The organism is Lysobacter korlensis, from assembly GCF_042434515.1.
Window position 1 is genome coordinate 197597 of record NZ_JBHLTG010000009.1, and the last position, 23160, is coordinate 220756.

The window sequence follows — 23160 nt, forward strand, 5'->3', positions numbered from 1 at the left end:
AGACGCTGTTAGCGCAACTGCTAGCGCTAACAGCAGTGTAAAGGTCGGAAGGTGGTTTGCGGAAGCACGTCACCGGACCGGTCGGGTCCGACCCGGCGGCGCACTCCTCGGTCAGTCAGGCTGATCGCCGATCTCGCGGATGGCCGCCCGGACGGCGGAGGTCTCCGCCTCGCCTCCGAGCACCCGGATGCTGGTCGAATACTCGCGGAACTCGCCGTGCTCCAACCAGATGAGCGACCCGTCCTCGCGCGCCGCGGACTCGCCGAGCACGTGATTCGTCGAGGGCTCCAGGCCGATCGCGTAGGCGCCGTCGCGCAGGTTCTGCCACTCGAAGAAATTCGGCATTCCCGCCGCATCCCACGACAGGTCGATGCCGCGGGCACCGTCCTTCGCGATCAGCGCGACCCGGTGCCGGCCGTCGGGACCCGCGATCAGCTCGTGCTCGGTGACCTGCTCGACCATTCCACGCTGCGGCTCGGGCAGGTGGCGGTAGCTGATGCCCTGCTCCGCAATGGAGTCCGACTGCCACAGGTGACTCGCGATCGGCGCCACGAACTCGGTGCCCTCGTCCACGAACGGCCAGCCGAAGTTCAGGTGGTAGAGGAACATGTGGGGCGTGCGCTCGAAGCCGAGGTTCTCCACCCGGTCGTGCAGCCGGATCTCGCGGCCGTCGAAGTCGAGCTCCACCGTTCGGGTCAGCTTCAGATGCTCGCCGAAGGCCGTGGCCTGCACCACCTCGCCGACCACACGCAGGATCGCGTTGTCGCCGTCCCAGATCTCCCGCGCCTCCAGCAGCCGCGCCGGGATCCCGGTCAGCCGGCCGTGCAGTCCGTGCTTCACGGTCTGCTTCGGCGGATAGTTGTAGTGGGAGGCGTCGTACTCGCCGCCGAACAGGGTGTGGTCGAGGCCCCCGGTCACGAGGAGTCCGTCGATCGCCCGCAGCCAGCTGAGCCCGTCCTCGCCGTTCGGCTCGTGGAGGCCGGGGTGGCGGTAGCCGTTCCCGCTTCTCCAGCCGAAGGGCACACCCGCCAGCCGCGCGTCACCGAAGTCGAGCGCCCGGTCGACGAGCAGCTGCAGCTCGAGGCCGGCGGAGGTCCGCAGCTCGACTGCGCGGACGCCGCGCTCGGAGCCGTTGTCGAGCACGACCTGCCGGATGCCGCCGAAGGCCGCCGTGTCGCCGGTGCGGCGGCGGAGCTCCGCCGGAGTGAGGTTCGAATCGAAGATCTGCATGGTCCTAGTCCATCCTCCAGCCGCCGTCGACATTGATGCTCTGTCCTGTCACGAAGCTGGAGTCGTCGCCCGCGAGGAACGAGACGACCGCCGCGAGCTCCGCGTTGCCTCCCCGGCGCTTGAGGGATTGGTGGTCGAGCACGAACTCGTTGTACTGCTCGGGGTTCTCGTGGATCTCCTCAGCCGCCGTCGGGAACGCTCCGGGCGTGACGGTGTTGACCCGGATGCCGTGGGGTCCGAGCTCCCGCGCGAGCGCCCGTGCCATGGCGATCGCCGCGCCCTTCGTCGACACGTAGCTGGCGAGCAGCGGCCACCCGCCGCCCCAGGTGATCGAGCCGATGTTGATGATTGATCCGCTCCCCCGCGGGACCATCAGCCGCGCGGCCGCCTGTGCGCCGAAGAAGTACGCACGCTGGTTCACCGCGACCACGTCGTCGAACTCGGACACCGGGATCTCGACGAATGGGGTCGTCGGGTAGATCGCGGCGTTGTTCACGAGCACCTGGACCGGACCGAAGTCGGCGTCGACCGCCGTGATCTCCGACTGGAGCTTGTCCACGTCGTGGAGGTCGACGGAGACCTTCCGGCACGTCACGCCGGCCTCCTCCAGCTGCCGCATCGTCTCGGCCAGGCTGTCGCCGTCGCGGCCGAACGCCGCGACGGCGAAGCCGTCGGCACCGAGCCGGAGGGCGGTCGCGCGACCGAGTGCCCCTCCGGCTCCGGTGACGACCGCGACCGGTCGCCTAGGTTCGCCGGACGACCCGGAGTCCCCGGACGACGCAGGCCTCGAATGTTCAGCCAACGCTAGACGCCGTACTTCTTCAGGACGCCGTCGACGAACTCCTTGGCGCGCGGCACATCCGACTCGTCGAGGTGCTCGATGATCAGCGGCACGTTCGGCGACTTCTCGCTGAGGCGCTGCACGTAGAGGTCGTAGTTCAGCTCACCGAGACCGGCGGCGGGCAGCTCGATCTCGCCCACGCCCCGGAACGTGTGCGACTCGAGCGCGTCCTCGTCGCCGATGTCGGCGTGCTTCTCGCTCTTGTCGTCTCCGCTTCGCTTGACGTCCTTGGCGTGCGCGATGCGCACGCGGTCGCCGACCGTGTCGAACACGTCGTTCAGGATCTGGTCCATCTGCTCGATGTTCCAGGTCTCGAAGTAGTTCGTCGGGTCCATCAGCAGCTCGAGACCGGGGCTCTGCACGTCGTTGAAGACGCGGACGGTCTCCTCCAGCGAGCCGATGACGTTGTTGACATAGGTCTCGAGCAGGAACACCGAGCCGTGGTCGTACGCGGTCTGCGCGAGGTCGGCGATCACGTCGCGAGCCGCGGCGTAGCCCTCCTCCGTCTTGTTCTTCGGGTCGGACACCCAGTCGCTCTCGGAGTTGAACGTGCCCGACTCGCTGATGACGTACGGCGTGCCGAACTTGCGGGCGTTGCGGATGATCTCCTTCAGGTAGTCGACGCGGCGCTTCCGCTCGTCGAGGTCCGGGTGGACGATGTTCGTGTACCCGGAGATCGCGCAGATCGGCAGGTCGTGATCGCGGAAGACATCGCGCACGCGCTTGGCCTTGTCGTCTGTGATCTGGCCGGCGCTCAGGTCGATGTCCTTGAAGTGCAGGTCCAGCTGCACCGTGTTGAACCCGAGACCCCGGATGGTCTTCGCAGTCGTCTCCAGGTCGTAGGGGAAGTACCCGCTGAAGATTCCGACTTGAATCATGGCGTCATTGCTCCTTGTGTTGTTGGCTGGTGTTTGCTGGTTGTGGGGGTCGAACGAAGTGGGACGTGCGGATCAGACCGGGAACTCGCTCAGCTTCACCGGCCGATTCTCGGCGATGGACGTGTAGCCGGCCTCGATGAGGGCCATCGTCTTCACGTTGTCGGCGACCGAGAGCACCGGCGGGGTCCCGGACTCCACCGCGTACTGCAGCTGCTCCATCACGCCGATGAAGGCGTGGGGGAACCAGTGGGTCTCCCACGTCGGGGTCACCCATTTGCCGCCTGTGGTGGTGTTTGAGGCGTAGGTCAGGGTGGACGGCTCGCCGCTCGGCCACCCGATCGTGCCCTGGGCCACACCGTCGGTGCCCTCCACGCGCCACTTGATGTAGAAGTCCGACTCGAAGGTGTCGTCGCGGGGGCTGCCCCAGACGTCCTCCATCGACACCGCCAGCACGCCGTTCGGGAAGCGCAGCGTCGACACCACGATGCCGTCGGTGTGCTCGAACTGCGTGCGCGGGTCGGTGCGGGTGGCGGTGTAGATCTCCTCCGGATCGCCGAACAGGAAGCGCAGCGCGTCGAGGTGATGCACGCTCATGTTCGCCAGCGTGAGCCGGTCGTACTCCTCGAGGAACGTCTGCCAGTGCGGAACCGCCCGCATCTCGATGGTTGCGATCACGGGCGTGCCCAGCTCGCCGCGCTCCAGCAGCTGCGAGAGCACGCGGATCGACTGGTCGTAGCGCATGTTCTGGTTGACCGAGAGGATCTTGCCTGCGGCGACTGCCTCATCGCGCAGCTTCAGCGCGTCGTCGAGGCCGAGGGCCAGCGGCTTCTGGGCGAGGATGCCTTTGATGTGCGGCTGCGCGAGCGCGTGCCGGATGAGCTCGGGCTGCTGATCGGGCGGGAACGCGATGTCGAGGATTTCGACGTTCGGGTCTTCGATGAGCTGCTTCGGCGTCTCGTGCACCTTCGGGATGCCCCAGGTCTCCGCCACCTCGGCAGCCTTGCTCTGGGTCCGGGATGCGATCGCGATCACCTCGAAGCCGGCGAGCGAATACGCCTGCAGGTGCTGCCCCGCCATGATCGCCCCGGCGCCGATGGCACCGATCTTCAGGGACTTGGCCCGGACCTCAACGTCGGGTGCGAACCCGTCTGCCGTCGCCGCTTCTGTCGTCAACCCGCTGCTCCTTCGCCTCGTCGCGAAATCGAAATGTTAGCGCTACTGGCAACGCTACTGGTTTTTACGCTACTGTCCCAAAACAGCACCCGTCAACCGAGCGCCGCCCCAGGAGATCCTCCAGGACGGCGTCGGTTCCGCGTGGGTCGGATACCGGTTTCAAGGGAGAAATCAATGACAGGAAGAAGCACCAGAGTGGCGCGCCGCATCGGCCCGATCCTCGCCGGAGCAGCCGCAGTCTCGCTCGTGGCGGCGTGTTCCAGCGCCCCCGCACCGGGCGGTGGCGGCGGAGGCGAAGGCGCCGAGGAGGGCGGCGACGAGAAGTTCGTCATCGGCTTCCAGCAGCCCCTCGGCGGCCAGGCCTGGCGCGAGACCGGTCTCGCCTCGCTGCAGGCACTCGCGGCCCGTCCGGAGTACGCCGACAAGGTCGAGCTCAAGATCGTCCGCACCAACGACAACGACGCCGCGCAGCAGAACGCGGCGATGCAGAACCTCATCGCAGAGGGCGTCGACGCGATCCTCTTCGACCCCGCCTCATCCTCCGGGGCCGACGCGGCCATCGCGCAGGCGACCGCGCAGAACATCCCGGTCATCGCCAACGGCGGCCCCTACGACAGCGAGGACGTCTACATCGTCTCCACCGACTGGGCGAACGCCGGCACGGTGGGCGCCGAGTGGCTGCTCGAGCAGCTCGGCGACAACAAGAAGGTCGCCGTGCTCGAAGGACTCGCCGGCGTGCCGCTCAACGACGGATCCATGCCCGGCGTTATCGAGGTTCTCGAGGGAGGCGGCGCCGAGGTCGTGGCGCAGAGCACCAATGGCTGGAACGAGGCCACCGCGCAGGAGAACATGGCGAACATCCTGCGGTCCAACCCGGATGTCGGCGGCGTCTACTCCTTCCTGACGGGCGGCCAGGGCGTGCCAGAGGCGTTCGCCGCGGCGGAGCTCGACTTCGTGCCGGTCGTCGGCGGCTCGGGGTATAACGGCGAGGCGTGCACCCTGGTCGAGTACGCGGACGAGGGCCTCACCGGCAACATGGTGTTCGGCCAGCCGGCCATCTACGCGAAGGGCCTGGAGCAGGCGGTGCTGCTGCTCGAGGGCGAGGAGATCGAGCGCGAGCAGTACTACCCGCCGCTCGAGATCACCGCGGAGAACGCCGAGGAGTTCTGCGTGCCGGACCAGCCCGCGAACTTCCAGCTCGGGTACGACTTCCCGGGCCTCGACATCTCCGTCGAGGAGATGCTCGAGTACTACGAGGGCTGATCGGATGACCTCCCCCTCGGCGGCCGGTGCGACTCCTGTCGCACCGGCCGCTCCCGGACCGAACCAGGCCCGCCTCGCCGTGCGGAACCTGGTGAAGCACTACGGTCCCGTGCACGCGGTGCAGGACGTGAGCTTCACCTGCGCGCCCGGCGAGGTGCACGCCCTGGTCGGCGAGAACGGCGCAGGCAAGAGCACCGTCGCGAAGATGCTCGCGGGTGCCGTGCACCCGAGTTCAGGGACGATCGAGCTCGACGGGGCGCCGCTCGGCTCCGGGCGCATCCGCGACGCCCGGAACGCCGGGGTGACCTGCGCCTTCCAGGAGCTGTCGCTGGTGCCGGAATGGACTGTGGCGGAGAACCTCCGCCTGCCGGACCGCTCACCGTTCAAGGGCTTCTCCCCCGCGAAGGCGTCCCGCGCCACCGCCGAGCTGCTCGCCCGCTACGAGCTCGATCACATCGACCCGGCCGTGCCTATCGGGACCCTCTCGCTGGCCGACCGGCAGCTCGTGGAGATCGCGCGCGCGATCGCGGCGCAGCCGAAGCTCCTCATCCTCGACGAGGCGTCGTCGGCGCTCGCCCCACCCGGAGTGCAGTGGCTGTTCCGCCGCATCCGCGAGCTCACCGCGACCGGCGCCAGCGTCATCTACGTGTCCCACCGCCTGAGCGAGCTGGCGGAGATCGCGGACCGCGGCACGGTGCTGCGCGACGGTCGCGTAGCCGGCGAGTTCCACCGCGGCGAGTGGACCGACGACGACCTCATCTCCCTGATGGCCGGCCGTGAGGCCTCCCGCCACTTCCCCGACCCGCCGCCGCTCCCGGCGGCCGCGCCCGATGCCCCGGTGCTCAAGGTGGAGAACCTCGTCTCCGAGGGGCTCGACGGCGTCTCGCTGACGCTGCGGCCCGGGGAGATCCTCGGAATCGGCGGTCTGCAGGGACACGGCCAGGCGGAGCTGCTGCGCGCGCTCTACGGCGCGACGCCGGCTGCGGCGGACGACTGGCAGCTCGCCGGGCACTCCATCCGGCGGCTCACGCCCACCCGTGCCGTGCGCTACGGCGCGGGCTACGTGCCGGAGGACCGCAAGCGGGAGGGGCTGGCGCTGCAGCTCAGCGTCGGCGAGAACCTGCTCGCCCCGTGGTTCCGCTCGTTCGGCCTCGGCGGCAAGCCGCGGCTGCGCCGCGAGAAAGGCTGGCTGAACGGCGTTCTGGCGTCGCTGTCGGTGCGCACGCGAGGGCCGCACGAGCGGTCGGGCGCGCTGTCTGGCGGCAATCAGCAGAAGCTCGTCTTCGGCCGCTGGACCGACCGCAGCCGTCGGGTGGTGCTGCTGCACGACCCGACCCGCGGCATCGACGTCCGTGCGAAGCAGGAGCTGTACGAGGCGATCCTGGGACTCTCCCGTGCCGGGGTCGGCGTGATCTGGTTCTCGACCGAGGTGGAGGAGCTGGTGCACGTCTGCCACCGGGTGATCGTGCTGTACCAGGGCAAGGTGGCCGACGAGCTCGTCGGAGAACGACTGACCGCGGACGCCGTCGTCGGCGCCGCCGTCGGAGCGAAGGGGAACCGATGACGACCGCGAGCCCGGCGATCCGCCGGTTCTGGGGTGCCCAGCCGATCGTGCGCCTGCGGCGGGAGGGCGCCGTCGCCCCCATCCTGACGTTCGCGCTCTTCTTCCTGGTCTACGTGATCATCAACCCGGAGCTGCTGACGCGGTTCCAGCTGCAGACCGCGGCCAACGTGGTCGTGCCGCTGGCGTTCGCGGCGCTCGGGCAGCTCATCATCGTGCTGGTCGGTGGCATCGACATCTCGATCGGCGCGATCATGAGCCTCGCCAACGTGGTGTTCGCAACGGCGATGACGAGCATGCCGGTGCCACTGGCGATGCTCGCCGGGATCGGCGCCGGGCTCGCCTGCGGACTGTTCAACGGGCTGCTGGTGGCGTACGGGAACCTGCCCGCGATCGCGGTCACGCTGGCGAGCGCCTTCATCTTCGGCTCCATCAGCCGGGAGATCATGGACCGGCCCGGCGGTGGCATCACGACCGAGTTCTATCTGGCCACGAGCGGCGAGGCGATCCCGTACGTGCCCGTGTCGCTCGTCTGGCTCGCCCTCGTGGCGGTGCTGCTCTGGCTGCTGCTGCAGCGCACGAACCTGGGCCGGCAGATCTACGGCGTCGGCTCCAGCGTCGAGAGCGTGCAAGCCGCGGGGCTGAACGCCCGGGGTGCGAAGCTCGCAGCGTTCGCGCTGTCGAGCGTCGTGGTGTCGCTGGGCGCCATCCTGCTCGCCGGCTCCACCCTCACCGGCGACCCGCGCAGCGGCGACCCGTACGTGCTCACCTCCATCGCGGCGGTGGCACTGGCCGGGGCCAGCTTCACCGGCGGCCGCGGCAGCATCATCGGCGCCATCCTCGCGGCGGCCACGCTGGGCCTGCTCGGCGGCCTGCTGTTCTTCGCGGGGATCAACTCGTACTGGCAGTACGTGATCGCCGCGCTGATCGTGATCTCCGTGGTCGCGATCCCGGCGCTGTGGAAGATCGTCTACACGGCCGTCAAGGGAGTGAAGTCATGACCGCGACCACCACCGCCGACCTCGGCTCCGAGGCGGGACGCGGCGACAGCGTGCTGCGCCGTGTGCTGCGACGGGTGCCGTCGAGCACCGTGCCGCTCGCCATCTTCCTGGTGCTGTTCCTGATCGGCGGGCTGCTGCGGCCGAACCTGCTGTCCGTTGAGTCGCTGCTCGGAACCGCCACGTTCGCCATCATCCTGGCCTTCGCGTCGTTCGGGCAGACCGTCGCCGTCATCCAGGGCGGCATCGACCTGTCGGTGCCGAACACGATCGCCTTCTCCGCGCTGAGCTTCCTCACCTGGGCCGGAACGATCGGGCCCGTTCCGGCGCTGTTCGCGGCGATCCTCTCCGGCGCGATCATCGGAACCCTGAACGGCGTGGTCGTGGCGAAGCTGAAGCTCACCCCGATCGTGACCACCATCGCGATGAACGGCCTGCTGTTCGGGGTGGTGCTGCTGACGTTCAAGAACTCGGAGCTGACCGTCATCCCGGAGTTCCTCACCGCGATCACGGCCGAGAAGATCAGCATCCTCGGCGTCCGGGTGGCGGCGGTGCTGCCGCTCGGGCTCGCGCTGATGATCGTGCTGCAGCTCCTGCTGAGCTACACCGGCTGGGGGCGGTCGCTGTTCCTCGTCGGCTCGGCAGCGCACACGGCGCGCCTCGCCGGGCTGCCGGTGGACCGCATCCGGATCACCGGCTACGCGCTGAGCGGTGCCCTGGCCGCGCTCGCTGGCGTCGTGATCGTCGGCTTCTACGCGCAGGCGTCGGCGACGATGGGGGCGTCGTACCTGCTGGGATCCGTGGCGGCGGTGGTCGTCGGCGGCGCGTCGATCTTCGGCGGCCGGGGCTCCATGGTCGGCACCCTTGGCGGCGCGCTGGTGCTCGGCCAGGTCGCGACGCTCGTCGCAGTGGCGAACCTCGGCTCGAACATCCAGCAGCTCATCTACGGCGTCATCGTGCTGCTGGTCATCGCGCTCTACGCCCGCCGCGCCCACGACTGATTGTTCCCGTTCCGGCTCGATGTGCCCGCCGCGGCGGGCACATCGAGCCGGAACGGGAACTCTCGCGCGGGGTCAGCGGCAGCTGGGGTCAGCGGCCGCCGCCGCCTCCGCCCCCCCCACCGCCGCCGGAGAAGCCGCCGCCGCTCGAGCCCCCGCTGAAGCTGGATCCGCCGCTGCCCGACCAGCTGCCGCTCGACGTCGAGGTGACGGACGCGGTGCGGCCCACACCGTGGAGGGTGCCGATCACCGCGCCCGACGAGAACCCGTTCCGGCCTGCGAACCAGTCCGGCGAGGTCTGGGCCTCCTCCATCCGGACTGCGAGCTGATCCATCCACTCCTTCTCCACGCCCCAGATCACCGCGAAGGGCAGCAGCCGCTCATAGAGCTTCACCAGCTGCACCCGGTCGATGGTGCCCACGCGTTCTCGCAGGTCCACTCGCTCGGCGCCCTCCGGGCTCTGCAGCATCCGGATGCGGTCCTCCTCGGCGACCTCGAGGTAGAGCTTGATGCCGCGGAGGTAGTCGTTCCGCTTCGCACCCTTCTCGGTGAAGCGCGTGGGCTTCCGCGCGAGGACGCCGACCAGGATGAGTGCTGCGACGGCCGCTGCGATGGCGGGGAAGGTCCAGGGGCTCTCGGCGCCCGCGGGAACCAGGAAGAACTCGTTGAGGAACGCAACGACCAGCAGCACGATGGCGATGGTGCGGAGCCAGCCGCCGCGCAGCCACTTCGGGATCGGCTCGATGAGCCCATCGGTGCGCAGCGAGTTCGCCGCCGCCTTCGACGCCTTCTGCAGCGACTTCGCCAGCGCCGTGTCGGTCTTCGGCAGGTCCCGGCTCTCCCCCGGCGTCAGCTCGCCGAACAGCCCGCGCAGCACCCGCGCCTCGATCGGATCCACACCCGTCGGGTCGAGCAGCTGCACCGCGTACTCCGCATTCCCGCCCTTCACCGGGTAGTCGAGCAGCCGGATCTTGCGCCGGACGGCAAGGCTGATCAGCTGCGCGGAGATCGCGGTGGCGGGCTTGCCCACCAGGTGTGCGGCGGCCATCACATTCAGGTCGTCGGGCACCGAGTATTCGGCGATGATCGTGCCTCTGCTCGGGGCGCCCCCGTCCGGCAGCATCCGCAGCACGATGGCGGCGAGCACCGCAAGCGCAGAGAGGACCAGGCCGCCGATTGCGAGCACTCCGGACCAGCCGGGCGCCTGCGGCTGGTAGATGGACACGTAGTCGGGGTCCGGTTCCCCCGGCACGAAGGTGCCGCTCGCGAAACCGATGGCCAGCGTCATGGTCTCGCGGGGGCCGAGGCCGGAGGCGCTGGCGGTGAACGTGGTCTGGCCGCCCTCGTCCACCTGCTGGATGCCGCACTGCGTCGTGTCGCCGAACCCTCCCACGTAGCAGGCGGCGTTGCCGGTCAGGGCGTCGCCGAGCCCGGAGTCCAGCGTGACGGTCGCCGCGACCTCGGCGAAGGTCTGATCCCAGCCGGTGCCGTTCACGTCCCAGTAGAACTCGTCGGCGTCGGTGTCGGAGAACGTGCCGACGACGTTGCGCTGGGTGTACTCGATCACGTAGGTCTGCTCGCCGTGCACGAACTCGTCGGTGCCGAGCGCCAGCTCCACGAATCCCTCGTCCCCGTTCCAGGCGACCTCGTACGGAACGTCCTCGCCCGACGCATCCGTCACCGACTGCACCTCGGTGTGGAGCGGCACGTCCTGATACAGGTCCGGGATGGCGCGGATGATGCCGCGGTTCTGGTCGAAATCGGGAAACACCGGCACGATCGTCTCGGTGACCGTGACCTGCGAAGCGCCCTCCGCGGCTCGTGACAGCTCGTACTCAGCGGTGAAGGACCGGAACTCGAAATCGCTGGTGTCGACAACGGGCGCGACGACGGGATCCGGCGCGGCGGCTGCGGGAAGCGGTGCGAGCACGGCGATGGCCGCGGCCAGCACCGGGACGGCGAAGCGGACGATTCGGGGAGCGGGCGGCACGCCCCGAGCCTACTGAGCGCGTGCCCGGACGTGGGAGGCCCAGGCGGCGCTACGCTTCCGGCATGGACATCCCTGTTGCTGCGACCGGGCGCCGGCCGCAGAACCGGCGCGGGGTCGTGGCCGGGTACCTGCTGCTCGGTTCGTTCATCGTCACCGCGCTTTCGATCGCGATCGGATTCGCGCTCGCCGCTCCGCAGCAGACCGACAACACCCTCGCCTGGATGCCGCTGATCCTTCCTTCGCTGGCGACGATCGTGGTGGCGCCGATGCTGGTGGCTGCCATGGTGCTCGCCATCCGTGGAGCGGTCCGGGAGCGAGTCGGACGGATCGCCTGCATCGTCGTCGCCGTGGTCAGCGGCGTACTGGCGCTCCTGCTGCTTCCCGTCGCCGTGAATGCACTGTTCGCCATGGCGGGAACGCTCGGCGCGTTCGGGTAGTGCCGGTCCCTCACCTTCGCCGCGTCAGCGACCGGGGTCCGTCAACCACCGGAGCGGTGGTGGCGGCGGTGCTTGAGCGGGGTGTAGACGCGGAGGCCGTCCGGCACGATCTGCAGCGTGGTGACGTAGCCGCCGTCCGGGCGGGTCGCCTCGTCGACCTCGGGTGAGACCTCGCCGTCGTGTGAGAACCCGGGCGGCTGGCCATGGCGCGGCCGCACCGAGACCCGCACCGTCTCCGCGGTGAACGATTCGATCTCCGTCGTCGCAGGCAGCAGCCGAAGGAAGCGCAGCAGCGCCGTCGTCCGGTGCCCGAACGCGAGCGCCGCGACGGCCTTCGGCCGGGTGCCGGCGTGCAGCACCCGCACATCGAGCACCCCGTCCTCCAGGTGCCTCCGCTTCAGCGTCGCGACCATGCCGGGGAAGTTCTGGTCGACCCCGACGAAGAGCGACCACACCCGAGCGCGCCGGCCGTTCACGGAGACCTCGACGGGATCCGACTTCCGCAGCACCCGGGCGGCGCCGATCACGCCGGCGATCCACCGGCCCCAGCGCCGCTCGTGCTTCGCACGCTCCTGGATGAAGTCGGGGTAGATGCCGACGGAGGCGGTGTTGATCACGGTGACCGGTTCTTGGTCCGCGAAGCGCAGGTCCGCCACGTCGGCGACGATCCCCTCGCCGTCCGCGAGGGCGTGGAGGCCATCGTGCAGGCCGAACACGCCCGCGGTCCGCGCGAAGTGGTTGAACGTGCCGCCGGGGATGACGAGCAGCGGCAGGTTGTGCTTGCGAGCCTCGTGCGCCACCGCGGCGACGGTGCCGTCCCCGCCGGCGACGCCGAGCACCCGCGGCGGATGCTCGGATGCGATCGCGTGGTCGACCACTTCCTTCGCCGTCTCGCCCGTGTTGAAATAGCGGACGACGGCGCGCGGCAGGTGGTCGGCGATCGCCGGCCCGAGATCGTGGTGGATGGGCGTGCTGCCCGCATCCCGATTCACCAGGATGAACACTCCGGCCCCGTCGGGGATCGCCGGCAGCTCGACCCGGTGCAGGTGCGGGGCGACGATGTCTCGAGTCGCGGGACGCGCGGGCAGCACCAGCCGGCCGATCGCCGCGACCCCGGCACCGAGCGCGATCCCGCCGATCACATCCGACAGCCAGTGCGCTCCGGTGTGGAGGCGGGAGTAGGCCACCCCGGCGGCCACCGGTGCGACGACGCCGCCCGCGGCGGTGGACTCCAAAGCCACCCCGGTGGCGAAGGCCGCAGCGCTGGCGGAGTGACCGGAGGGGAAGGACCCGGAGGTGGGCTGCTTGCGCAGGTGCCGGCCGATCGGCACGTCCTTGAGCAGCGGCCGGTCGCCGCCGAAAACCTCCTTGCCGACGAGGTTGGCGAGGATGCTGGCAGCCGTCAGCGAGGCGACCCCGCGGAGCGCTGCTCGGTGCCGGCCGAGCACGGCGAGCACCGCGGCGAAGGTGAACCACAGCACGCCGCGGTCCGCCGCGTGGGAGAGCCTCTGGTAGCCACGGTCGACGAGCGGGTGCAACACCCGGCGGGCGTTGATCTTCCGCGCCGCCTTGGTGTCCACGTGGCGCACCCATGACGGCAGGAGCTGCCGTCGGCGGAGCGCGACTTTCGGGTTTCGCAGTCCTCGAAGGGGCATGGGTCCACGCTAGCCGGGGGCCTTGGAACGAATCCAGGAAAGCCAGGAACCGTGCAGGACCGCCTCAGGGGTTGGAGTCAGCGACGGGCGGCCTTCCCGGCCGCCGTCTCGAGCGCGGCCACCAGGTTCTCGACGTGCCGGCCGAAGCTCACCTCGATGCTCTGCGGCAGTCCGAATCCGCCGGCCGCTTCCAGCGCGAGGTACCCGTGCAGCGAGGCGCGCAGCGATCTGGTTGCGTCGATCAGATCGTCTCCCGCCAGGCCGTAGCCGTCCAGCACCGCGAGAACGGCCCGCACCGCGGCGTCGGCGGCCGCGACCGCCTCCGCGTTCGATGGGTCGGGCGCCCGGACGGTGGCGGCGTAGCGCCCGGGATGCTCCAGCGCCCATCGCCGGTACTCGCCGGCGAGCGCACGGACTGCGTCGCCGCGGGAGCGGCCCGCGGTCGCGCGGATGATCACGTCGGCGAGCTCCCGGGTCGCGCGCACGGCGAGCTGGGAGCGGAGGGCGCCGAGGCTCTCGACGTGCTTGTAAAGGCTCGGCAGCCGGACGGTGAGCCGCGCGGCGACCGCGGCGAGGGTGAGCTGCTCGAAGCCGACCTCGTCGATGAGCAGCTCCGCCTCCGACACGACACGCTCGGGCGAGAGGCCTGCCCTAGGCATCCGCCGCGACCCGTCGGGCGAAATCGAGGATGGCGGGCACGACGAGGTCGGGTCGCTGCGACTGCGGGTAGTGACCGGCCTCCGGCACCATCACGACGGTCGCGTCGAGCCTCCCGGCGATCCAGTCCGCCTCCGCCCGGGGATCGGGGAAGTCGGGGTCGAGCTCGCCCATGACGACGAGCACCGGGCCGCGGACCTCCCCGATCCTGGCCTCGGCCGGGGCATGCGTCGTGCGCGTCGTCCGGGAGAAGGCCGCCGTCTTGCCCGGACGCTTCATCGCGGCGGAGACGCTCGCCCGGTACTGCTCGAAGTCGGCGGGGCGCCGGCCTTTGTACAGCGCCGGAAGGTACGCACGCCACACCGGGCGCGCCCATGGCCGGGCCATCAGAACGCGGAACAGCGCGGCCACGAAGGGGTTCCCTGGAGGGTTTCGCACGAACGGTCCCACAAGCACGAGGCCCGTGATCAGGTCCGGGCGCTCGGCCGCGGCCCACACCGCCGCGCCGGCACTCATCGAGTTGCCGATCAGGATGGCCGGCCCGCCGAGCTCCTCCACCAGCGCGATCAGATCCCGGGCCGTGTCGACGTCGCCGTAGGAGCCGAACGACGCGTCGCTGTCACCGTGACCGCGAAGATCGGCGTCGGCGACGCGGAAGCCTGCCGCCGCCAGCGCAGGGCTCAGCGCGCGGAAGCTCTCCCGGAGGTCGCCCATGCCGGGCGACGTGACGATCAAAGGTCCGGAGCCCACCACGGAGTACGCCACGCGGCCGTCCGGTCGCTGCAGGTATCTCGTCGAGGGTTCGCTCGTCGTGTTCTCGTCCATCGTGATCCTCCGATTCGCCATGCTGGCTAATATAGCTAGCTATCTGGCTAAGTGCAATAGCTTTCGGTCCGATCCGACACCCGAACTGGGGAATCGTTCCCCGATGGCACCTCCCATAGCCTTATCCGCACGCGTCGTGTCTCTACCCGAAGGAGCCTCATGTCGCCTCGTAAGACGGCCCTGCCCGTCCCCCCGCCCATCGTCTTCGTGCACGGGATGTGGCTCCACGCCGCCAGCTGGCAGAACTGGGTCGACCTGTTCGCCGCCGAGGGCTTCGACGCGTCCGCCCCGGCGTGGCCCGGCGAGCGGCCCACCGTCGCGGCGAGCCGCGCCGACACAGCCGGCATCGGCGGTCTCACCATGGACCGCCTCGTGAGCAGCTACGCATCGCTCATCCGTGACATGCCGGTGCAGCCGGTCCTGATCGGCCACTCCCTCGGCGGCACCGTCGTGCAGACGCTGCTGACCGCCGGGTATGGCGCCGCCGGCGTGATCCTCGACTCGGCACGGTTCGACGGTGACCTGCCGGGCGCCCTCTCGACCCTCCGCCTCGGCCTTCCCCGGCTCACCGACCCGCGCTCCGTCGACGACGCGATCGCGCTCACCGACTATCAGTTCCGCTTCGCCTTCGGCCGCTCGCTGGACGCTGCCGAGTCGGACGCCTACTACCGTGAGTTCGCCATCCCCGCCCCTGCCCGGCTGCTGCTGGAGCCGGAGATCGCAGGGATCGACCTGCCGGCCGCGCCTGGCCCGAAGGGGAAGCCCACCGCGGCGCTGCTCACGCTGGAGAGCGCCGGCCCCGCCGCCGGGTCGCTCGGACGGCGCAGACTGTACGACGGACCGGACTCCGACGCTCAGCCCATCCGCTTCCCCGATCGCGGGGCGTCGTTCGTGTTCGACGAGGGATGGCGGGATGTCGCGGAGTGCGCGCTCGACTGGGTGCAGGACCGATTCGGTTCGGTGAAGACCGCGGCCGGCGCGCACCGTCGTCGCGGCGTCGCCCTGCGTGGCACGGCCGCCTGAGCGCGCCTCCCGCGTAGCGTTCCCGTAGCCGCGATCGCGGCTCTCCAGAGGCGGGAACCGGATGGCACGATCACGGGCGCGTACCCGCGGGATGCTCGGCGTCCTGCTGCTGCCGCTGCTGCTCATCGCCGTGCTGGCCGGGTGGGTGCTGGGCGACGAGCCCGGCGCCGGCTCTCCCGCTCCCTCCGGGTCCCACGGCTCCGCTGGATCCCACGGCTCCGCTGGATCCCACGGCTCCGCTGGATCCCACGGCCCGCCTGGCGCGACCGGCCAGCCGACGCCCGAACCCGGCACTCCGGCCAGCCCTGGAAGCGCCGCTTCCGTGCTGGAGTCGCTGCCGGTGAAGGGCCGCGCACCCAAGACCGGCTACGACCGGGAGGGCCGGTTCGGGGAGGCGTGGACCGACGTGGACCGCAACGGGTGCGACACCCGCAACGACATCCTCGCGCGCGACCTCACGGGCATCGAGCGCTCTGGATCGTGCCGGGTGACCACCGGGACGCTGGTGTCGCCGTTCACCGGGGAGACCGTGGACTTCGTCCGCGGCGAGCAGACATCGCAGCTGGTGCAGATCGATCACGTCGTGGCGCTCAGCAACGCGTGGCAGACCGGCGCGCAGCAGCTGACCGACGCCGAGCGCGAGCTGCTCGCGAACGATCCCCTGAACCTGCTGGCGGTCGACGGCTCGTCGAACTCGCAGAAGGGCGACGGCGACGCCGCGACGTGGCTGCCGGCGGACCGTTCGTTCTGGTGCCCGTACGTCGCCCGGCAGATCTCGGTGAAGGCCGAGTACGGACTCTGGGTCACGGCGCCGGAGCGCGACGCGATGCGGCGGGTGCTGGAGCGCTGCCCGGACGAGCCGGCGCTCGCATCCACCCTCGCGCCCTGACCGATTCCCGGCCGGCGCTCGGAGGTCAGCCCTTCGCGCGCTGCTGTTTGACGCGGGCGTTCTCGGCGCGGACCGCCGCCTGGGTGGCTCGCTCGGTGACGAGCCATTCCGGCATCTGCTCCAGCAGCTCGCGGATCTGCTCGGTGGTGAGAGGCTCCGTGATGCCGCCGCGGGCGAGACCGGAGATGGAGACGCCGAGACGCGCCGCCACGATCGGGCGGGGATGCGGGCCGGTGCGCCGCAGCTCCGCGAGCCACTCCGGTGGGGCGTCCTGCAGCTGCTGGAACTCGGACCGGGTCAGCGCACGCTCCTGGAACTCCGGAGGTGTGGCGGGCAGGTGCACACCCAGCTTCTTCGCCGCCGTCGCCGGCTTCAGGGTCTGCTCGCTCATCGGCCCAGCGTACCGGCGGGGGCCGGGCGGCATCGCAGTACCCTGAACCCGTGCCTGCCCGCTTTCTCGTCGCGTTCGTGCCCGGCGTCACTCCGGCCCGCTGGTCACGCGTCTGGGCGGAGCGGATGCCCGACGTGGAGCTGGAGCTCACCCCCATCGCCGAGGCGGATGCGGCCGCCGTCCTGCACAAGGAGGACGGAGCGGCCGATATGGTCTTCGCCCGGCTCCCGATCGACGACGAGGGACTCTCGGTGATCCCGCTCTGGGAGGAGTCGCCGGTAGCGGTCGCCGCGAAGGATCACCCGCTGAAGGTGGTCGACGCCGTCACCGTCACGGAGCTCGCCGACGAGGACACCGTCGACGGCCGGGACGAGGCTGCCCTCGACCTGGTGGCCGCCGGTGCCGGTATCGCGACGATGCCGCAGGCGGTGTTCCGGGCGCACAACCGCCGAGATCTCGTCGCCCGGCCGATCTCCGACGCCGAGCCGACCCGGATCGCGCTGGTGTGGCGGGAGGGCGACCCGCGAGACGAAGTCGACGAGTTCATCGGCATCGTGCGGGGTAGGACAGCGGCGAGCTCCCGGGGGCGGCAGGCGGAGGCAGCGGCCGCGGCACCGAAGGCGCCGAACACGCCGTCGGGCACGACGAAGAAGAGCCCCGCCGGCGGGAAGCGACCGGCCTCTCGCAGGAACGCGGCGCCGCGCAAGCCGAAGCGCTCCGGCGGCGGTCGGGGCCGCTGATCCGGGCGGTCGACACCCCGAACGGGGGCCGGACCTGACGTTCCCGCGCCGATATCTTGAGTCCGAGTCACACAGTCTGTGCTCCCATCCGGCCCGGAAGATCCCATGACCGCACGAACGTTCGCCCGCGCCGCCGTCGCGGCTCTCACCGTGATGGTGCTCGGTCTCGCCGGGGCAGCCCCCGCAGCCGCAAGCGCGCCGCGCGTCTCCGGGATTCTCGATTGCAACGCATCGGCCGACGGGTGCGACCTGAACCTGCATTCCGAGACTCCGACCATTTCGGGGAACACCCTGGCCGGCGAGACGCTCACCGCGCACGCCGGGGATTGGGGTCCCGCACCACTGACCCTCACCTACCAGTGGTACCGGGACGGGTTCGGCATCCTCGACGCCGACGAACCGACCCATCGGCTCACGAACGCCGATGCCGGAAGCATGATCACGGTCCGGGTCAGGGCAACCAAGCCGGACTACAACACCGTCGCGAAGATGAGCGCACCGACGGGGCCGATCACCGGCGTGGTCGAGCCCAAGAGACCCCAGATCACCGGCGTGCCGCCGAGCGACCACGGTGCACCGGAGGTCGGCCAGACCATCACGGCGGTCTCCTCGGGATGGGACCCCGCCGCCGTGACGCTGTCGTACCAGTGGCGGCGGTCGGGAGATCCGATCCCCGGCGCCGCGGACAGCTCGTACCAGGTCGTTCCGGCTGATGCCGGACACACGCTGACCGTGACGGTCACGGGTACGGCACCGAATCACATCGCAGCGGAGGCGACGAGCTACCCGACCTGGCCGGTGCCGGGCGGGGTCTTCGCCGCCGCGCCGGCGCCGACCATCTCCGGCACCGCGGCGATCGGCGAGACCCTCACGGTCAAGCCGGGCGCCTGGAGCCCCGCGGCGGAGGTGTTCCACTATCAATGGCTCGCAGACGGCACACCGCTCTGGATGGCCACCGGTCCGACCTACACGGTCCCGGCGGGATCGGGCGACAGCAGGATCTCCGTGCGCGTGACGGCCCACCGGCGGGGATTCACCCCGACCACCCGCACCAGCGCGCAGACCGGGAAGGTGTTCCCGGCATCCCCGACACCGACGATCTCCGGCACGCGCGCGGTCGGCTCCACACTCACCGCGAAGCCGGGGACCTGGCTGTGGACGTCGACCGGCGCGCCATCCGCCCCGTCCTTCGGCTACCAGTGGTATCGCAACGGCGCCGCGATCTCCGGAGCGACCAGCTCCGCGTACAGGCTCTCCGTCTGGGACGCTGGCAAGCGCGTCACCGTCCGGGTCACCGGCAGGAAGACCGGGTATGCGACCACCGCACGGACGAGCAGCCCGACCGGGATGATCACCGGCGGCAAGTTCTCGGTCACGCCGACGCCCAAGCTCTCCGGCACGGCGAAGGCCGGCTCGACGTTGACCGCCACGGCCGGCTCCTGGGCTCCCACCCCGACCCTGACGTACACGTGGAAGCGGAACGGCACGGCGATCCCCGGCGCGACGGGACGCACCTACGCGCTCACCAACAGCGATGCCGGCAAGAAGGTCACCGTCACCGTGACGGCCAGGAGAACCGGATTCCCGACCACGTCCAGGACGAGCGCGGCCACGGTGACGATCACCGGAGGCAGGTTCACCGGCGGCGCTGTCGCGATCTCCGGCACGAAGAAGGTCGGCGCCACACTGACCGCCAACCGGTCCGGCTTCTCACCGACCCCATCGGCCTACGCCTACCAGTGGTACCGCAACGGTGTGAAGATCGCAGGGGCGACGTCGTCGACGTACAAGCTGACCGGCTCGGACGTCGGCCGCACCATCACGGTGAAGGTCGCCGCCAAGCGTTCGGGCTTCGACACCAGGATCATCACCAGCGCCGGCTACGGGCCGATCGCCAGGTAGCCCCCTCAGGCGGCGAGCAGCTTCTCCACCGTGCGGAGGTTCCGGTTCGTCGTCGTCGTGCGGTACTTGCCCTTCGCGAGGAGCTTGCCGACCGGCGAGTCGATGGTCCGCCCCTTGACCACCCGCCAGTAGAGCGCGCCATCACCGAGGACGACCGACTCCACGGCCGGATCGGGGACCCCGGCAGCATCGGCGAGGTCGCGCAGCAGTGCGGGGTCTGAGCCGAACACGACGTACGGCGTGAACTGCTCGTCCGCCCGCTCGAACGGAAATGCCGCGGCGATCCGCTCCAGCGTCGCGCGGTCGATCAGCACGATCCAGGCGTCGTAGCGGAACCGCTCCCCCAGCGCACGCTCGATCCGCGGCTTGAGGTCGTCCGCGGCGTCCTCACTGTCGAACAGCACGTTGCCGCTCGCCAGCACGGTCGACACATTCGCGAACCCGAGCTCGCGGAAGAGGTCACGCAGGTCGGCGCTGCGCACCGTGATCCCGCCGACGTTCACACCTCGGAGCAGGGCGATCCAACGCGTCACAGCACCCGATGCTACGGCGCACCGCTGACGCGCCGCCGCAGGCGGACTTTCTCCGGCCGGCCTGCGGAGCGCCTCCCCGGACCTCTTGACCCGGTGCCCTACCGTCGTGCCATGTTCCTCGATTCCCCGCGAGGCTTTCGCGATCAGGCTCGAGTCGCCGAGCGGCTCGGGATGCTCGGCTCCCCCGGAATCATGCCCCTGCAGGAGTGGGCGACCGAGCTGTCGCTCCAGCGCCGGCTGCCCGTGCCGCACTTCGATCCGGCAGGCGGCGGCACTGGGGCGCGGGTGCTGATTCTGCATGAGTCGCCCGGGCCGGCCGCTCCGGGCGGGAACCGCCCCGGCTCCGGATTCGCGTCGATCGACAACGACGACCCGGCCGCCGCGCAGATGTGGCAGCTGCACTCCGACGTCGGGCCGAACCAGAGCGACTGCGTGCACTGGAACATCGTGCCGTGGCACCTGCCCGCCGGCGTCACGAAGCCGGATGCGGCGGACCTTCGCGACGGATCGACCGCCGTGCTGGACCTGCTGCGGCTGCTGCGGCAGGTGGAGGTCGTGATCCTGAGCGGCCTGCTGGCGCAGAAGGGCTGGCACCGGTACGTGCGGCCGGCGCGACGCGACCTGCCGGTTACCGACACCTGGCACCCGTCGCCGTTGTCGATGAAGCAGCCGGGCAAACGCGAGGAGCTGCGCGCGGCGCTCGCGGCCGCCGAGCGCCGCATCGAAGTCACGGGCAGCATGCGCTCCCGCACCGCCGCCGCGGTCTGAGGTCCTGGCGAATCCGGGAAACGTGGAGCCGACTTCCCGGCCTGCTCCCGTAGCCTGTGGCCATGCCGAAGGTGCCGAACGAGCGAGTCTCCACGTCCAGCGTGTCCGCATCCCGCGGGTCCGCTTCGATCGGCGGGGAGTATCCACCGGCGCCCCCGATCGCAGCGAAGAAGCCGGCCCAGCGGGTGCACCACGGCATCTCCTTCACCGACGACTACGAATGGCTCCGCGATAAGGACGACCCGGAGGTCCTCGCCCATCTGGAGGCCGAGAACGCCCACACGGACGCCGCGACCGAAGACCTCGACGTGCTGTGCGAACTGCTCTTCGAGGAGATCAAGGGCCGCACGAAGGAGACGGATCTCAGCGTCCCGGTGCGGGAGGGCGACTGGTGGTATTTCACCCGCACCGTCGAGGGAAAGCAGTACGGCATCCACTGCCGCGCGCCGATCTCCGACGACGACGAGTGGGAGCCTCCTCAGGTCGAGACGGATGACGTCATCACCGACGACGAGGGCCTCGTGCTCTGCGCGGTGCAGATCGGCGCGGGTGAGCTCGACCACAGCGTGCATGAGAGGTCGATCGAGGAGCTGCCCGGCGAGGAGGTGCTCCTGGACGACAACGTCGAGGCCGCTGGGCACGAGTACTACTCCCTCGGCAGTCTCGACGTCACCTCAGACGGCGGCCGGATGCTCTATGCGGTCGACATCGTCGGCGACGAGCGGTACACCATCCGCATCCGGGACCTCGCGACCGGCGAGAAGCTGCCCGACGAGATCCCGAACACCTCCTCGGGTGCGCTCTTCGACCCCAGCGGCCGTTTCGTCTTCTACACGACCGTCGACGACGCGTGGCGGCCGGACACCGTGTGGCGGCACGAGGTCGGCACGCCGGCGAGCTCGGATGTCGAGGTCTTCCGTGAACCCGACGAGCGCTTCTGGGTGGGCATCGGCCTCACCCGCAGCCGCAAGTACCTCGTGATCGACCTGGAGTCGAAGGTCACCAGCGAGGCGCGGATCCTCGACGCCGAGAACCCGGAAGGCGAGTTCCGCGTCGTGTGGCCCCGCCGGGACGGCGTCGAGTACTCGATCGAGCACGCCGTGCTGGGTGGCGAGGATCGGCTGCTGATCGTGCACAACGACGGCGCCGTCGACTTCGAACTGGTCGACGTGCCCGCCAGCGAGCCGCAGACCGAGCGCCGGGTGCTGGTGCCCCACCGCCGGGGCGTCCGGATCGAGGGCGTCGACGCCTTCGCCGGGCAGCTGGTGCTGGAGTACCGTCGTGAGGCGCTGCCCCGGGTCGCCATCGCGACGCTCGACGACGGGGCGATGCAGGGCGAGCCGGAGGAGGACGGCGGCTTCGACCCGGCGACGGAGCTCGACTGGGCAGAGCTCGAGTTCGACGAGGCGCTCTTCTCCGTTGGGGTCGGCGGCAACCCCGAGTGGACGCAGCCCGTGGTCCGGATGCACTACACCAGCTTCGTCACGCCGTCGACGGTCTTCGACTACGACGTCGCGACCGGCGACCGGACGCTTCTCAAGCGCCAGCCGGTGATGGGGGGTTACGACCCGGACATGTTCGAGCAGCGCCGGGAGTGGGCCACGGCCGAGGACGGCACCCGCATCCCGATGTCACTCGTCTACCGCAAGGACTGGGTCGAGCCGGGCACGCCGAGCCCGCTGCTGCTGTACGGCTACGGCTCCTACGAGCACAGCATCGATCCCGGCTTCTCGATTCCGCGGATCAGCCTCCTCGACCGCGGCATGATCTTCGCGGTCGCGCACGTGCGCGGCGGCGGAGAGCTGGGCCGCGCCTGGTACGAGGAGGGCAAGGGCCTCTCCAAGAAGAACACCTTCACCGACTTCGTGGCGTGCGCGAACCATCTGATCGAGAACGACTGGACCGCGCCGGACCGCCTGGTCGCTGAAGGCGGCAGCGCCGGCGGGCTGCTGATGGGCGCGGTCGCGAACCTCGCCGCCGACCGCTTCGCCGGGATCCTCGCCCAGGTGCCCTTCGTCGATCCGCTCACCAGCATCCTCGACCCGTCGCTGCCGCTGACGGTCGTGGAGTGGGACGAGTGGGGCAACCCGCTCGAGGACCCGGAGGTCTACGCGTACATGCACTCGTACTCGCCGTACGAGAACGTGCATCCGACCTCCTACCCGAAGATCCTCGCCATCACCAGCCTCAACGACACCCGGGTGCTCTACGTGGAGCCCGCGAAGTGGGTGGCGAAGCTGCGGGAGGTCGGTGCGCCGGTGCTGCTGCAGACCGAGATGAGCGCGGGCCACGGCGGGGTGAGCGGGCGATACCGGGCGTGGCGCAAGCGGGCGTTCGAGTACGCGTGGATCCTCGACGCCGCCGGGATGCACCTGCACCTGTCCGACTGAAGCCCTCCGGCCGATCCG

General features: G+C 70.3%; 21 protein-coding genes. 11 read left to right on the forward strand and 10 right to left on the reverse strand.

Annotation, left to right across the window (positions count from 1 at the left end):
* Positions 1-111 precede the first annotated feature (111 nt).
* The 4 genes from ACFFGH_RS28795 to ACFFGH_RS28810 form a co-directional block, all read right to left on the reverse strand.
* On the reverse strand, positions 112-1230 hold the full coding sequence (locus tag ACFFGH_RS28795) for an aldose 1-epimerase family protein (protein ID WP_386675249.1): 1119 nt from the start codon (positions 1228-1230) through the stop codon (positions 112-114).
* A 4-nt stretch (positions 1231-1234) separates the two neighbouring features.
* Entirely contained in the window at positions 1235-2032 is a 798-nt protein-coding gene (locus ACFFGH_RS28800) for an SDR family NAD(P)-dependent oxidoreductase (protein ID WP_386675252.1), read from the reverse strand.
* A 2-nt stretch (positions 2033-2034) separates the two neighbouring features.
* Complete coding sequence (locus tag ACFFGH_RS28805; RefSeq protein WP_386675255.1) at positions 2035-2949, reverse strand: sugar phosphate isomerase/epimerase family protein; 915 nt, start codon at positions 2947-2949, stop codon at positions 2035-2037.
* A gap of 72 nt (positions 2950-3021) precedes the next feature.
* The gene (locus tag ACFFGH_RS28810; protein ID WP_386675258.1) at positions 3022-4122 is read right to left on the reverse strand and encodes a Gfo/Idh/MocA family protein; all 1101 of its coding nucleotides are present in this window, start codon (positions 4120-4122) and stop codon (positions 3022-3024) included.
* Between the two features lie 174 nt (positions 4123-4296).
* On the opposite strand from ACFFGH_RS28810, the gene ACFFGH_RS28815 reads away from it, so the two are divergent.
* Genes ACFFGH_RS28815 through ACFFGH_RS28830 form a run of 4 tightly spaced genes read left to right on the forward strand, consistent with a single transcriptional unit; the run spans position 4297 to position 8945 of the window.
* A complete protein-coding gene (locus tag ACFFGH_RS28815; RefSeq protein WP_386675261.1) occupies positions 4297-5385 on the forward strand; it encodes a substrate-binding domain-containing protein in 1089 nt (362 codons plus the stop codon).
* Between the two features lie 4 nt (positions 5386-5389).
* Positions 5390-6949, forward strand: coding sequence for a sugar ABC transporter ATP-binding protein (locus tag ACFFGH_RS28820; protein ID WP_386675264.1), 1560 nt, complete (start codon positions 5390-5392; stop codon positions 6947-6949).
* On the forward strand, positions 6946-7947 hold the full coding sequence (locus ACFFGH_RS28825) for an ABC transporter permease (RefSeq protein ID WP_386675267.1): 1002 nt from the start codon (positions 6946-6948) through the stop codon (positions 7945-7947). The genes ACFFGH_RS28820 and ACFFGH_RS28825 overlap by 4 nt, the downstream gene beginning before the upstream one ends.
* Positions 7944-8945 carry an ABC transporter permease gene (locus ACFFGH_RS28830; RefSeq protein ID WP_386675270.1) on the forward strand — a complete coding sequence of 334 codons (1002 nt, stop codon included), beginning with the start codon at positions 7944-7946 and terminating at the stop codon, positions 8943-8945. Before ACFFGH_RS28825 ends, ACFFGH_RS28830 begins: the two co-directional genes overlap by 4 nt.
* 88 nt (positions 8946-9033) lie before the next feature.
* Here the strand turns inward: ACFFGH_RS28830 and ACFFGH_RS28835 are convergent, their stop codons facing one another.
* Positions 9034-10932 (reverse strand): DUF2207 domain-containing protein, encoded by a 1899-nt coding sequence (locus ACFFGH_RS28835; protein ID WP_386675273.1) that lies wholly within the window; start codon positions 10930-10932, stop codon positions 9034-9036.
* 62 nt (positions 10933-10994) lie between these two features.
* Between ACFFGH_RS28835 and ACFFGH_RS28840 the strand changes: the two genes are divergently transcribed.
* Complete coding sequence (locus tag ACFFGH_RS28840) at positions 10995-11369, forward strand: hypothetical protein (protein WP_386675276.1); 375 nt, start codon at positions 10995-10997, stop codon at positions 11367-11369.
* Between the two features lie 41 nt (positions 11370-11410).
* Here ACFFGH_RS28840 and ACFFGH_RS28845 read toward each other — a convergent pair whose 3' ends face one another.
* The 3 genes from ACFFGH_RS28845 to ACFFGH_RS28855 form a co-directional block, all read right to left on the reverse strand.
* Positions 11411-13024, reverse strand: coding sequence for a bifunctional phosphatase PAP2/diacylglycerol kinase family protein (locus ACFFGH_RS28845; RefSeq protein WP_386675279.1), 1614 nt, complete (start codon positions 13022-13024; stop codon positions 11411-11413).
* 77 nt (positions 13025-13101) lie between these two features.
* Entirely contained in the window at positions 13102-13683 is a 582-nt protein-coding gene (locus tag ACFFGH_RS28850) for a TetR/AcrR family transcriptional regulator (protein WP_386675282.1), read from the reverse strand.
* On the reverse strand, positions 13676-14527 hold the full coding sequence (locus ACFFGH_RS28855) for an alpha/beta fold hydrolase (RefSeq protein ID WP_386675285.1): 852 nt from the start codon (positions 14525-14527) through the stop codon (positions 13676-13678). The genes ACFFGH_RS28850 and ACFFGH_RS28855 overlap by 8 nt, the downstream gene beginning before the upstream one ends.
* Before the next feature lie 138 nt (positions 14528-14665).
* Here ACFFGH_RS28855 and ACFFGH_RS28860 point away from each other — a divergent pair, with 138 nt between their 5' ends.
* Together ACFFGH_RS28860 and ACFFGH_RS28865 are read left to right on the forward strand one after the other, a co-directional pair.
* Positions 14666-15529, forward strand: a complete 864-nt coding sequence (locus ACFFGH_RS28860) for an alpha/beta hydrolase (protein ID WP_386675288.1) — start codon at positions 14666-14668, stop codon at positions 15527-15529.
* A gap of 61 nt (positions 15530-15590) precedes the next feature.
* Positions 15591-16418, forward strand: a complete 828-nt coding sequence (locus ACFFGH_RS28865; protein ID WP_386675291.1) for a GmrSD restriction endonuclease domain-containing protein — start codon at positions 15591-15593, stop codon at positions 16416-16418.
* Positions 16419-16443: 25 nt separating this feature from the next.
* Here ACFFGH_RS28865 and ACFFGH_RS28870 read toward each other — a convergent pair whose 3' ends face one another.
* Positions 16444-16809, reverse strand: coding sequence for a DUF5997 family protein (locus tag ACFFGH_RS28870; RefSeq protein WP_386675294.1), 366 nt, complete (start codon positions 16807-16809; stop codon positions 16444-16446).
* Between the two features lie 50 nt (positions 16810-16859).
* Here ACFFGH_RS28870 and ACFFGH_RS28875 point away from each other — a divergent pair, with 50 nt between their 5' ends.
* Both ACFFGH_RS28875 and ACFFGH_RS28880 read left to right on the forward strand, forming a co-directional pair.
* A complete protein-coding gene (locus tag ACFFGH_RS28875; protein ID WP_386675297.1) occupies positions 16860-17549 on the forward strand; it encodes a LysR family transcriptional regulator substrate-binding protein in 690 nt (229 codons plus the stop codon).
* Between the two features lie 105 nt (positions 17550-17654).
* The gene (locus ACFFGH_RS28880) at positions 17655-19451 is read left to right on the forward strand and encodes a hypothetical protein (RefSeq protein WP_386675300.1); all 1797 of its coding nucleotides are present in this window, start codon (positions 17655-17657) and stop codon (positions 19449-19451) included.
* 5 nt (positions 19452-19456) lie between these two features.
* On the opposite strand, the gene ACFFGH_RS28885 is transcribed toward ACFFGH_RS28880, so the two are convergent.
* On the reverse strand, positions 19457-19984 hold the full coding sequence (locus ACFFGH_RS28885) for a DUF1697 domain-containing protein (RefSeq protein ID WP_386675303.1): 528 nt from the start codon (positions 19982-19984) through the stop codon (positions 19457-19459).
* A 111-nt stretch (positions 19985-20095) separates the two neighbouring features.
* Here ACFFGH_RS28885 and ACFFGH_RS28890 point away from each other — a divergent pair, with 111 nt between their 5' ends.
* The gene (locus ACFFGH_RS28890; RefSeq protein ID WP_386675306.1) at positions 20096-20752 is read left to right on the forward strand and encodes a uracil-DNA glycosylase; all 657 of its coding nucleotides are present in this window, start codon (positions 20096-20098) and stop codon (positions 20750-20752) included.
* A 62-nt stretch (positions 20753-20814) separates the two neighbouring features.
* Positions 20815-23142 (forward strand): S9 family peptidase, encoded by a 2328-nt coding sequence (locus tag ACFFGH_RS28895; protein WP_386675309.1) that lies wholly within the window; start codon positions 20815-20817, stop codon positions 23140-23142.
* Positions 23143-23160 lie beyond the last annotated feature (18 nt).

Coding starts and splice junctions, on each gene's coding strand:
- ACFFGH_RS28795 (WP_386675249.1), bottom strand. CDS start 1,230: ATGCAGATCTTCGATTCGAACCTCACTCCGGCGGAGCTCCGCCGCCGC.
- ACFFGH_RS28805 (WP_386675255.1), bottom strand. CDS start 2,949: ATGATTCAAGTCGGAATCTTCAGCGGGTACTTCCCCTACGACCTGGAG.
- ACFFGH_RS28815 (WP_386675261.1), top strand. CDS start 4,297: ATGACAGGAAGAAGCACCAGAGTGGCGCGCCGCATCGGCCCGATCCTC.
- ACFFGH_RS28820 (WP_386675264.1), top strand. CDS start 5,390: ATGACCTCCCCCTCGGCGGCCGGTGCGACTCCTGTCGCACCGGCCGCT.
- ACFFGH_RS28825 (WP_386675267.1), top strand. CDS start 6,946: ATGACGACCGCGAGCCCGGCGATCCGCCGGTTCTGGGGTGCCCAGCCG.
- ACFFGH_RS28830 (WP_386675270.1), top strand. CDS start 7,944: ATGACCGCGACCACCACCGCCGACCTCGGCTCCGAGGCGGGACGCGGC.
- ACFFGH_RS28840 (WP_386675276.1), top strand. CDS start 10,995: ATGGACATCCCTGTTGCTGCGACCGGGCGCCGGCCGCAGAACCGGCGC.
- ACFFGH_RS28845 (WP_386675279.1), bottom strand. CDS start 13,024: ATGCCCCTTCGAGGACTGCGAAACCCGAAAGTCGCGCTCCGCCGACGG.
- ACFFGH_RS28850 (WP_386675282.1), bottom strand. CDS start 13,683: ATGCCTAGGGCAGGCCTCTCGCCCGAGCGTGTCGTGTCGGAGGCGGAG.
- ACFFGH_RS28855 (WP_386675285.1), bottom strand. CDS start 14,527: ATGGCGAATCGGAGGATCACGATGGACGAGAACACGACGAGCGAACCC.
- ACFFGH_RS28860 (WP_386675288.1), top strand. CDS start 14,666: ATGTCGCCTCGTAAGACGGCCCTGCCCGTCCCCCCGCCCATCGTCTTC.
- ACFFGH_RS28865 (WP_386675291.1), top strand. CDS start 15,591: ATGGCACGATCACGGGCGCGTACCCGCGGGATGCTCGGCGTCCTGCTG.
- ACFFGH_RS28870 (WP_386675294.1), bottom strand. CDS start 16,809: ATGAGCGAGCAGACCCTGAAGCCGGCGACGGCGGCGAAGAAGCTGGGT.
- ACFFGH_RS28880 (WP_386675300.1), top strand. CDS start 17,655: ATGACCGCACGAACGTTCGCCCGCGCCGCCGTCGCGGCTCTCACCGTG.
- ACFFGH_RS28890 (WP_386675306.1), top strand. CDS start 20,096: ATGTTCCTCGATTCCCCGCGAGGCTTTCGCGATCAGGCTCGAGTCGCC.
- ACFFGH_RS28895 (WP_386675309.1), top strand. CDS start 20,815: ATGCCGAAGGTGCCGAACGAGCGAGTCTCCACGTCCAGCGTGTCCGCA.